We start from the raw sequence: 8,609 nt of genomic DNA, 5'->3' as shown, positions 1-8,609 counted from the left end.
TCGTGAGACATAGTAAGGTGCCGGGGTGGCTGATTGGTCGGATATTTCCATGACCTTTCGGTTGAGGAGGACTTATTTCTTTTGTAAAAATAGAGTGAAAAAAATTTCACCGCGCGGTTAGCTGGAGCTTTTGAAAATCATCTGCGTCCATCTCTCCGCCGGTTCGATCGATTGTGTACATCCGGGTGATGAGGGATTTCTTCAGGGGCCCTTTCGTCGGCTCCACGGGTATAGTAGCAAAAAACGCGATTTGTATCATTAGAATTTTGTTAAACTTTTTCCGGCCAATAAAAAAGAAAGGACCGAAGGGTCCTTCTTTTTTGCCGGTTATAAATCTTTGAAGTGGAACGATTTCCTCCCGCTGGCATAGTCTCCCACGATTTGTCCGCATCCATAGAGTTTGTATTTATAGGAAATGAGGCCTTCGAGTCCTACGGGGCCCCGGGCGTGGATTTTGCTGGTGGAGATGCCCACTTCGGCGCCAAAGCCATAGCGGAATCCGTCGGCAAAGCGGGTGGAGGCATTCCAGTAAACTCCCGCGGAATCGACGAGATTCATGAAATGTTCGGCGGTTTCTTTATTTTCCGTGATGATGCAGTCCGTATGATGGGAGCCGAACCGGTTGATATGGGAAATGGCTTCGTCCACATTTTTTACAATCCGAATGGAAAGGACGAGGTCCAGATATTCTCTGTGCCAGCTTTCATCGTCTGCCATTTCTTCTACGGGGATGTAGGTTTCCACGTCTTTATGGCCCCGCTCCCGGACGCCCGCTTCTTTGAGGGCCTGATTCAGTTTCGGCAGGAATTCTTTCGCAATCTTTTCATGGACGAGAATGGTTTCCACCGCATTGCAGGCGGCGGTGTACTGGGTTTTCCCGTCGATGATGAGGGGAATGGCTTTGGAAATATCATAGTCTTTGTCTACATACATATGGCAGACGCCATCCGCATGGCCGAGGACCGGGATGGAGGTATGATTCATGATGTACTGGACGAAGGAATTGGAGCCTCTGGGGATTAAGAGGTCTACGGTATCGTGGCATTCGAGAAGTTCATCGATTTCACTGTGCTGCTCCGCCTGGAAGAGGCATTTTTCCGGGAGCCCCGCTTTCACGGCGGCTTCATGGATGAGGGAGAAAAGGATGCGGTTTGTATAGGTCGTTTCTTTTCCGCCTTTCAGGATGGCACAGTTGCCGCTTTTGAGGCAGAGGGAGGAAATCTGGACCAGCGCATCCGGCCGGGCTTCGAAAATAACTCCGATCACTCCGATGGGGCAGGTTACCCGGCGAAGGCGCAGGCCTTCATCCAGTTCTCTGTCGAGAGTCACTTTTCCGATGGGGTCGGGAAGTCTGGCAAGGTCGGTCAGCTCATGGGTCACGTCGGAGAGTTTCCCTTCGTCAAATTTGAGACGTTTCCTGACGGCGGGAGCCACATGATTTTCATCGGCTAAAGATAAATCTTTCTGATTGGCCGCAAAGATTTCCTCTTTATGGGCCAGGATATTTTCCTGAATGAGATTCAGCGCATGGTTTCTGGTTCCGATGGGGATGGCCGCCAGAATGGGGGAGGCCAGTTTCATTTCTTTTGTAATGTCATGGATGGTAGGCATGGAAATCAATCCTTTCGGGAGAAGTTATCAGTTATTAGTTATCAGTTATCAGTGAATGTGAGCCGCATCAGAATTGAAAGCGGCTTTTTTATATTGGTATTATTATACTCAAAAAACAAAAGGCTGTGAATCAATAATATAAAAAGGGCGCGCATTTATTTCCAAAGCGCGCCACCTTCACTGCGAACTGCAAACTGATAACTGAGAACTTTTGTTATCCTGTATTTCTTAATGAAAAAGCTCACATCTTCGCCCGCAGTCTCTTCTCCCACCAGTTAAAGAAGAAGGTGAGGAGAATGGCCATACCCCAGTAAGCGATGGCATCGGCAATGTATGGTTCCGTGCGCCGGTTGTAAAGGGCGGAAAAAAGGTCTGCTTTGGCAAACATATCGATGACTTTGACCGTAAAAACAAGGGCCAGGAGTTTGATGGTTTTCAGGTAATAGGTGAAAAAGGACGGCAGGGCGACGATGAAAGCCTGGGGAAATACGATGCGCGTAAAGGCGCGGAATGGCGTGATTCCCAGGGAAACGGCGGCTTCATACTGCCCTTTGTCTACGGACATAAGGGCACCGCGGATATTTTCCGACTGGTAGGCGGTCATGTAAAGGATAAATGTGGTGTACACGGTCCAGTAGGGAGAAACGTCGAAAGGTTTTACCGTATGGCCTGCAAAAGTGGAAATGATCGGGGCCAGCAGGAAAGGAAGGGAATTGTACACGATGAAAAGCTGTACGATGGCCGGTACCCCGCGGAGGAAAGAAACGATGACGGCAAAAACTCCGTTCACCATTTTTCCTGAATTCTGCCGGATCACGGCAATGATACTTCCCAGAATAATGGCAGAAATCATGGTGACAAAAGCCATGAAAAGTGTATTGGGAATAGCGCCCATGATGTAAAGAAGGGCGGTCGGAATGACTTCGAAATCGATCATTATGCCCTCCTCATATTCTGACTGTTCAGTTTCTGGAAAAGATGGAAGGAAACTTCCACCAGAATGACGAGAAACCAGTAAATGAGCGCCACGGCGCAGTAGGTTTCCAGTTTTCCCTGGCCATAATTGGCATTGATAATGAGTCCGGCCCGGCCCATGAGATCTACGACTCCGATAAAGAACATGACCGAAGTATCTTTCAGCACATTGATGGCTTCAGAAACAAGGCCGGGAAGAGCTACCGGTAAAGCCTGGGGAGCAATGATATGAATGACCCGGTGCCAGGGAGAAAGTCCGAAAACGATGGCTGCTTCATGCTGCCCTTTATCTACGGAAAGATAGGCGGGACGGATAATTTCCGAAATGACCGGGGTATAATGAAAGGACAGAGCCACCAGGACATAGGTGGTGAGGGGCCAGCCGTCAGGACTGATATGAAGCATCCGCACGATGGCAGGAAGGACGAAATAAACCAGGTACAAATCCAGGATGAAGGGCATGGACCGGTTGTAGGAAAGCCATATCTCGCAAAGCTGATGAAGCACAGGTACTTTTGCGATCCGGATTACGGCGACCAGGGAACCCAGCAGAAGGCAGAGAAGGATGGAAGCAATAATCACTTCGATTGTAAAAGGCAGCGCCGTGGCCAGGCGGGGAAAAAGGCCCCAGAAAAAGGCGGTATTAAAGGTAAGCATATTAACCCTCTCTTTTCAGCATACGCTGGAGGAACTGCTGCGTTTTTTCCTCTTTCGGATGGACGAAAATATCCTCCGGCGTTCCTTCTTCCACTACATAGCCGTCGGACATGAAAACCACTTTGGAAGAAACTTCCTCTGCAAAATGCATTTCATGGGTGACGATGATCATGGTAATTCCCAGAGTAGCTATTTCTCTAATGGTATCCAGAACTTCTCCGACCAATTCCGGATCCAGGGCGGAAGTGGGTTCATCAAAAAGGATGACATCCGGCCGGGGAGCGAGAGCTCTGGCGATGCCGACCCGCTGCTGCATGCCCCCGGAAAGGGAGGATGGATACATTTTCGCATAATCCGCCATGTGGACCCGTTCCAGTTCCTTCATGGCGATTTCATTGGCTTCCTTCTTTGGCTTTCCATAGCCGTAAATGAGGCCTTCCGTGATATTTTCCAGGACCGTCTTATTTCTAAAAAGATTGAAAGACTGGAAGACCATGGTGGACTTCCGGCGGAGGGCCTGGATTTCTTTTCTGGAAATATGGGAGAAATCCACGGATACATCGGAAATGGAAAGTTTTCCGGCATCCGGTTTTTCCAGATAATTCAGGCAGCGGAGAAAGGTGGTCTTGCCGGTGCCTGAGGGACCCAGAATGGAAACGACACTGCCTTTTTCCACAGTAAGGCTGATATCCTTCAGGACTTCCACTTTTCCAAAAGACTTCTTGATGTGCTGTGCTTGAAGCAGAAGGGACATGGTCATCATTCCTTTATTTATACATTATGTAAGTAAAATATATTATAAAAAAGATATACAAAAAGCCCCCATCCCCAAAGGGACGGAGGACCGTGTTCCACCCAATTTCACCGCTCCGTCATCGGAGCAGCCTCGGTGAGTTCTAGACTCAAAGCTGTAACGGGCGTCCCGGGCAGGATTACTTCTTTCACCCTGCCGGCTCAGAGAGGCACTTCCCTGCATTTCCCCTGCCCGTTTCCACCATCCGGACTCTCTGAAAAGTTTCATGCAGCTACTTTCTCTCGTCATCACCGTGAGATTAATTAAATTCAATATAACATATGAGGGCGGTGATTGCAAGGATGGAATGGTTTTTAGAGGGTGAAAGGCATCCTGACTGTCATTCATGGAGGGGGAGCCGATAGGGAAAAGAACTTTTGAATCGGGGGTATCGGGAATGCCGGGAGTATCGGGGCTATCGGGAAGGTGGCGCTCTTCGGGCGCAGTTTGTATATGGCCTTCGGCTCCCAATTGGCATAAATAACATTGTCTTCATCAGGCAAAACTTATTTCCAACATTCTGCCGTATACCTGTAGTACACCCCTTCCCCCGCCTTTGGCGCACCAACCTCCCCTGGTCAGGGGAGGTCCCGGAGCGAAGCGGAGGGGAAGGGGTCGTACTCTGGTAAGCATCGAAAGTGAGCTGAAAGGAAAGCATATGCCCCCTCGAGGGGGCAGGAGGATAGCACGCCCTGCCTTTTATCCCATTACCTGTTAACTATTAACCATTAATCCCAATGTACAGTTTTTCATCCTGAATGACCATGCAGTCAGCCCCATTTTTAACCATTAACCCCAATGTACAGTTTTTCATCCTGAATGACCATGCAGTCAGCCCCATTTTTAACCATTAACCCCAATGTACAGTTTTTCGTCCTGAATGACCATACAGTCATCCACCCTGTTATCTATTAACCTTTATGCCCGGCTTTTTCATCCGAATAGCCATACGGCAGAACACCTTAAATCCCATTCCCCATTAGCTATGATCTATCGCACAATCCCCGCATGGCTTCTTTCATAAGTACCGGCAGGGCCTGGCCGAAAAGGCGCTCCATGGCATCTCTCGTGACCAGCCAGGTGCGTCCGGATTTCCTTCTTTCTCCTTCTCCCATACGGGCGGAAGAATGGCCGGCTCCGGCTGCTGCGCTCCGGACGGCTCCGCTGTCCCGGTTCCAGATTTTCGCGGCTTCCAGGGTGGAAAATACGAGGAGCAGGGGATTGATGGTATAGGTTTTTTCCGCCTCTTCATGGTAAATCCGTCCTGCCGTGCTTTTCAGGATGAGCCAGGTGTTTCCGGATTTCCGGACTTCCCGGGACGTAAATACGCCCATCCTTTCACAGTCCGCGGAAATCCGTTTTGCATCGGTGCCATACAGTTTCGCCGCTTCCTGGGGCGTCAGGATTTCTTCCAGCGGATCGAAGGGAAGACGGTACATATCCATGTGGGAGAGGTCCGGTTCATATTCGGAAGGTGCAAAGAAAAGGACTTTTCCACCGCCTGCGGCCAATGCGGCTCCTGCAGGCAGGCGGCGGCCGGACAGATAACTTTTCCAGGCAGCCAGCGTTTTCTCCTCCGGAAGGGTGGATTCGAAATAGTCTGCCGGACCGGAAGGGGCGGTGAAAATTTTCCCGGAAGGCACAGACGGCGCTTTGGGAAGGAGGTAGAGGTGCGATCCTTCCGTCAGGAGCCAGCCCTCTTCGGGGATATTTCCCGTAAGGAAAGCTTCATAACATCTGTCAGAAAGGGATTGAGAAAGAGAGGTGTAGATGATGTGGGACATGGTTCCTCGATGTGACTGTAGAAATAAATAAAATGGGAAACGGAAGGTGATGAGTTATCAGTTAGCAGTTATCAGTTGATTGGAGACAATGATCATTTACTGACTTTATTGTCATCGGGCTCAATAAAAGGCCCGCATTTTATTTTACGCGGGCCCACCTCCACTCTGAACTGATAACTGAGAACTGATAACTTCTGAAATATAGTCATCCATTATGATTGACAGGACGGTTTCCGTATTCCTCACAGCTTCGACATCATGCGGATGCGTCCGGCATTCAGCTCTGTATTGATGTATTCGTAGATTTTCTCCATGGGGGAGCCGGCAAGGATATCTTCCCGGTCTCTGGTACCGGCGCCGTGAACTTTGACTTTCCCTTCAAAATCATAGCTGGTCATGGAGAGGGTCTGGATTTTCTTATGGGGCATGTCCATTTTCACCCGGTAAAGGACCCGGGAGAAATCCTGGTCCTTCCAGGGGTAGGAAATCCGTACCCAGAAAGTAGCATAGCCGTCTTTATAGGTGATCGTATTTTTTTCCACAGCATAGGCGCTGCCGCGGAAACGGACGCCTTCTTCTTTATAAATGACGAGCCAGACGGGACTATTGAAACGGGGCAGGGGATTTCTGATGTAGGATTCGAAAAGATTCATACCGAAAGAATGGGGCACCAGACGGCTCCAGTTCTGGGGATCATCACTGTAGGTGAATTCCTTTACCGGTTTTCCCTCTTTGTCCAGGGTTTTCATATCCGCAATGCGGTAGGATCTTTTATCTTTGTCAAATTCGATGGTGGAAATGGCATGACCATCATCCATGGGAGCTTTGACCGCAATGGATGAACGGATTCCGCTGTCCACATAGGAATCGGTATCAATCATTGTCCCTTCGGACCCCTGGAAAGGAATCCAGTTCTCGGCAAATACGGGACCCGCCGAGAGGAGACAGGCGGAAAGAGCAAGAGCAAGTAATTTTTTCATGATAATCCTTTGTGTTTCATAAAAAGGGAAAATGCTGAGAGTTTGAGACAAGTGGGTTAAGTTATCAGTTATCAGTTATCAGTTTGCAGTTGTGGTGCCGCCTGAAAGTAAAAAGGCGGCCGATTATATGATAGAAATTTCATCCACTGGAAGATTGTATAATATAATAGTCCGCCAGTCGGTCATATGTCATTCCTTAACTGATAACTATGAACTGATAACTGATAACTAAAAGCTAAAAGCTATTTCAAAGCTTTCAGCACCCGGAGATCTGCCGTGGTGAGGAAGGGTTCATATTTCCTCCCGAGGTACATATAGAGAGTCGTCACCAGGGCTTCGATATGGGGTGCGGGGACATGCATCATTTCAGAAAGGTCCAGGAGGCTTGTCATGCCGCAGGGAAGATCTTCGGAAAGATAGCGGCCGGAAATGTCCTTCGGCCCGAGGACGGTCTTGTAGGATTCATTTTCCGTGAGCGCTTCATACAGGGTGGCTTTTTTGTCTCCCCAGGCGCCGTTCAGGACATCCAGGAGACTCGAAAGGTCAAGGCCCAGGGCTTTCCCGATGGCAAGGCGCTCTTTATCGCAGCCTTCCATGAAATCCGCCACATGTTTCGTAAGCGGAGCACCGAAGAAATGGAAATCTTCCCCGTTTTCGATGCGGGTGATATTGAAAAGACACTGGCTCACATGAATGATGGGATTGGTAGCAGAAAGAGAAGTGGCTGCCGGAGAAGAAACTTTCACCACTCTTTCTGCCATCTGTTTCAGAAGGGCGGGGAGGGCGGTATCTTTCCCCATGCAGGAATAGACGATTTCCTCCTTCGCCGCCTTAAAGCGAAGCGATTTGAAATCCGGCGAAAGCTGGGCGATGAAAGGCATATTGGCCGTTTCCGCAATAGTTATATCCGGGATTTTAGGCTTTCTGGAAAGCTGGCGGGCAGCCTTGATGGCACCCCAGCAGCCATTTACGAAAAGAAGAATCTGTCCTTCATGAAGGAAAGGGGCGATTTCCTCTACCACCTGTTCATGGTCATTGGAACGGGTGAAAACCATGAGGATATCTCCGTAATCGATGGCTTCCTTCAAATCCGTCAGAAGCGGGACATAAAAAGACGTATTCAGTACACCGGACACACTGACCGGTTCCTGATTCCATACTTTGGCTTTGGCAGCATTTCGTACATACACTTTGACTGCCATATTTTTCAGTTTGAAATAAGAGGCCGCGGCAATTCCGGTGCTGCCGGCCCCAAGGATCGTAATATTCATGGGAACCTCCGATTTCTGTATTTCATATATTTTACTATTATTATAGCGTAAATGATGGGGAAACTCTACAAAATGGGGGAATGGGTAATAGGTAATGGCTTTTGGTGTCATGCAGGAAGAAAAGCTGTACATAGGGGTTAATGGGCAGCAGGATGAATTGCTGGGGGGTCAATCAGGATGAAAAACTGTACATTGGGGTTAATAAGATAACAGGATGGATGGCTGGGGGGTCATTCAGGGCGATAAAACTGTACATGGGGGTTAATGGGCAGCAGGATGGATTGCTGAGGGGACAATCAGGATGAAAAACTGTACATAGAGGTTAATGAGATAAACCCAGGCCGCAATATCCCACGAGCGTCCCCTTGAGGGGGGCATATGCTTTCCTTTCAGCTCACTTTCGATGCTTACCAGAGTACGACCCCTTCCCCTCCGCTTCGCTCCGGGACCTCCCCTGACCAGGGTAATGGCAACAAAATAAGGACATCAAAAATCTAATATTGTAGATTTTTAGGTTTATTAGATAAAAATTAACCTT

General features: G+C 48.9%; 7 protein-coding genes and 1 other annotated feature. All 7 genes read right to left on the bottom strand.

The features are described 5' to 3' along the window. Positions 1-327 precede the first annotated feature (327 nt). The 7 genes from VZT47_RS08215 to VZT47_RS08185 all read right to left on the bottom strand — a co-directional run bounded on the left by VZT47_RS08215 (position 328) and on the right by VZT47_RS08185 (position 8,071). Entirely contained in the window at positions 328-1,611 is a 1,284-nt protein-coding gene (locus VZT47_RS08215; protein WP_330224485.1) for a glutamate-5-semialdehyde dehydrogenase, read from the bottom strand. A gap of 241 nt (positions 1,612-1,852) precedes the next feature. Continuing rightward, the gene (locus VZT47_RS08210) at positions 1,853-2,548 is read right to left on the bottom strand and encodes an amino acid ABC transporter permease (RefSeq protein WP_330224484.1); all 696 of its coding nucleotides are present in this window, start codon (positions 2,546-2,548) and stop codon (positions 1,853-1,855) included. Continuing rightward, positions 2,548-3,243 carry an amino acid ABC transporter permease gene (locus tag VZT47_RS08205; protein ID WP_330224483.1) on the bottom strand — a complete coding sequence of 232 codons (696 nt, stop codon included), beginning with the start codon at positions 3,241-3,243 and terminating at the stop codon, positions 2,548-2,550. Before VZT47_RS08205 ends, VZT47_RS08210 begins: the two co-directional genes overlap by 1 nt. 1 nt (position 3,244) lies before the next feature. Then, complete coding sequence (locus VZT47_RS08200; protein ID WP_330224486.1) at positions 3,245-3,988, bottom strand: amino acid ABC transporter ATP-binding protein; 744 nt, start codon at positions 3,986-3,988, stop codon at positions 3,245-3,247. 84 nt (positions 3,989-4,072) lie between these two features. Then, positions 4,073-4,294 (bottom strand) — a binding site (T-box leader). Positions 4,295-5,019: 725 nt separating this feature from the next. After that, on the bottom strand, positions 5,020-5,820 hold the full coding sequence (locus tag VZT47_RS08195; protein ID WP_330224482.1) for a helix-turn-helix domain-containing protein: 801 nt from the start codon (positions 5,818-5,820) through the stop codon (positions 5,020-5,022). Between the two features lie 242 nt (positions 5,821-6,062). After that, entirely contained in the window at positions 6,063-6,800 is a 738-nt protein-coding gene (locus tag VZT47_RS08190) for a hypothetical protein (RefSeq protein ID WP_330224481.1), read from the bottom strand. Between the two features lie 242 nt (positions 6,801-7,042). Further along, complete coding sequence (locus VZT47_RS08185; RefSeq protein ID WP_330224480.1) at positions 7,043-8,071, bottom strand: NAD/NADP octopine/nopaline dehydrogenase family protein; 1,029 nt, start codon at positions 8,069-8,071, stop codon at positions 7,043-7,045. Positions 8,072-8,609: the final 538 nt, after the last annotated feature.

Source organism: Dialister sp., from assembly GCF_036343215.1.
Lineage (GTDB): Bacteria > Bacillota > Negativicutes > Veillonellales > Dialisteraceae > Dialister.
The sequence above is the reverse complement of the archived record's forward strand: the minus strand, read 5'-3'. Positions and strand labels throughout refer to the sequence as shown.

What these genes read in the sequence shown, in the direction of transcription:
- VZT47_RS08215 (WP_330224485.1), bottom strand. Translation starts at nt 1,611, where the DNA reads ATGCCTACCATCCATGACATTACAAAAGAAATGAAACTGGCCTCCCCC.
- VZT47_RS08210 (WP_330224484.1), bottom strand. Translation starts at nt 2,548, where the DNA reads ATGATCGATTTCGAAGTCATTCCGACCGCCCTTCTTTACATCATGGGC.
- VZT47_RS08205 (WP_330224483.1), bottom strand. Translation starts at nt 3,243, where the DNA reads ATGCTTACCTTTAATACCGCCTTTTTCTGGGGCCTTTTTCCCCGCCTG.
- VZT47_RS08195 (WP_330224482.1), bottom strand. Translation starts at nt 5,820, where the DNA reads ATGTCCCACATCATCTACACCTCTCTTTCTCAATCCCTTTCTGACAGA.
- VZT47_RS08190 (WP_330224481.1), bottom strand. Translation starts at nt 6,800, where the DNA reads ATGAAAAAATTACTTGCTCTTGCTCTTTCCGCCTGTCTCCTCTCGGCG.
- VZT47_RS08185 (WP_330224480.1), bottom strand. Translation starts at nt 8,071, where the DNA reads ATGAATATTACGATCCTTGGGGCCGGCAGCACCGGAATTGCCGCGGCC.